Genomic DNA, 2,055 nt, shown 5'->3' with positions numbered 1-2,055 from the left:
GCCAGCGTGTCGGTGCCGTCGCCACCGGCCAGGCTGTCGCCTGAGTTGAGCGTGGTGCTCGTGCCCGAGACGAGATCGTCGCCCGAAGTACCAAGCACTGTGTCCGCATCCGCGGTAAGCCGGAAAAATGTCATGCCAACCTCACTGTCTCAGTCAAGAGCACCTGACAAGTGCTCAAAATTAAACGCCAGTATAGCCAACAAAATCAAATTTTATAAATATAGATCTCATCAGAGCTAAACGTACAATAATTTTCGATTCTCAAAAGTATTACTATTGATTTACTTTTGGCTCGCGGAGAACGTCTCATCGTCTGGCTCAGCCGTTATCATGCGCTCGTAAACGTCTAACTTTTCGACTGGCGATGCAGCATTGTTGCCTCTATCGAAGGAGGCGTCGAGCGAGCCATCTACGTTGTAGCGCACGAGCGCCATTTGGTACGTGACGTTGGTGCTGTCACCGTTGCGGGTGCTGTAGCCCGCGACGAGTATTTTGCCATTCGGCTGAACTGTCACGCTGGAACCGATGTCGTTCGTCGATCGGACCGGCGTGAGGACCTTGCCATTACCATTCCCGAAGCTTGGCGCAGTGTTAACGCCAAGCGTGCTGGAATACGCGACCAATATCTTGGCCGCGATCGGGCCGGCCGCGACGCGCCGACCAATGCTGACGTCGAGGTCCGAGTAGCTACCCGGCTCAGCTGATCCGACGAGCCGGGTAGAGGCTGTCACCGCGATGTCACTGGGGTAGATCGAATATGCGTCGAGAATGTACAGCCCAAGAATCCTTGAGCCGACCTCGTATGAGCGGAGCAGCAGATGACCGCCTTGGGCGAATGCGGTACCAATCCGGGCCAGATTCGCCGCGTGTCCAGTGAGGGGGTGGGCATATAGGCATGAGGTGCAGAGCTGCAGTCGACTATGCACGCGGTGGGCGACGAGGTGAAGCGTCGACGCATCGTCATGACCTTGCGTGATGAGGACGTCAGCGATCTGCGTCACGTCATTGCGATTGTTGGATAGGACGTAGAGGGCCTGATCTGGCCGGACGCATTCGATCAACGTTTCAAGATCGGACACCCGTGCGTCGACAAACACGACGTAAGACGTGGATAAGCGCACAGCCGGCATAACCAGTCCCCCCCCAGCCTGAATCGCCGAGTGGTTGACGAAGACTGACGCCTTCGACAATTCCCTTCCGAACATTCCTAAAATATTCACTGCATTTCTGTCAAGTGCTCAATGCATTGTTTACAAAGGTCGCAGTTCTAAAATTTGCTAGACGGAACGGCTGGATCAACGAAAACAGTACAAGCTGAGATTGACGATTCATCAAATAACTTACAAATGATTATTCTACTAACTATCTGTGGCCGTAGCATTTGAGGCTTGCGTCGCTAGCGGCTGTATGGGTCGACCCAGTTGACTGGACCTGTTGTCCCCTTGCGCCTGCCTACCCAATCAGCTGGCCGGATAGAAGACCGTCGCTAAAAAACTCATCGCAGTCGCGAGAGGTTGCTTCACTGCAAACCTGAGGTTGACGTTCCCATGGTCCACAACTGATTACAAGTGGGCGCGACTACGTCCGTTACTTTGCACTGTTGCGCGGAAATGGGCAGGCGTAAATCCACCCAACCCGGACGTTGGCCTCTACCTCAAAAGCCTGAGGGCGGACCTTCAAAGAGTCTGCTACGGGTCCAGGCCATGTCAAAACTGGGGAATTGGGGCTTTTGCGGTCGGGTGACGTTCCGGTCTCGCGAGACTGGTCTGTTCACCGCGCCGAACGGGTTCTTACGGTCGGAAGACAGCCAGTTTTTGTTTGAAGGCGCCTCTTGGACAGCTTCCCGGCTTATTCAGCGGACGAGCCGAGCCCTCGCTCAGGTGGGGATCGCCGCCAGGAGCTTCCGGCTTCCCAGGATGTTGAGAACGCGCGTCAGATTGTAGGCCAGGACCTGAAGCGCCATCTCGGTCGAGACGCGCGGCAGGGTCTTGGTCAGGAAGTGCGTGGCCCCCATCCGTGCTTTGAGCGTGCCGAAGGGATGCTCGACCGTCTCGC

Annotated in this window: 2 protein-coding genes; both read right to left on the bottom strand. The window is 55.7% G+C overall.

The annotated features are described in order from the left end of the window. Positions 1-281: 281 nt before the first annotated feature. On the bottom strand, positions 282-1,130 hold the full coding sequence (locus tag FV217_RS22185; protein ID WP_187272679.1) for a DUF4347 domain-containing protein: 849 nt from the start codon (positions 1,128-1,130) through the stop codon (positions 282-284). 746 nt (positions 1,131-1,876) lie between these two features. Further along, the coding region (locus FV217_RS22180) for a transposase (RefSeq protein WP_147816050.1) at positions 1,877-2,055 on the bottom strand (179 nt) is incomplete at its 5' end.

The organism is Methylobacterium sp. WL9, from assembly GCF_008040035.1.
GTDB lineage: Bacteria > Pseudomonadota > Alphaproteobacteria > Rhizobiales > Beijerinckiaceae > Methylobacterium > Methylobacterium thuringiense.
Note: the sequence above shows the minus strand (reverse complement) of the source record. Positions and strands in the feature narration are given on the sequence as shown.

What these genes read in the sequence shown, in the direction of transcription:
- FV217_RS22185 (WP_187272679.1), bottom strand. Translation starts at nt 1,130, where the DNA reads ATGCCGGCTGTGCGCTTATCCACGTCTTACGTCGTGTTTGTCGACGCA.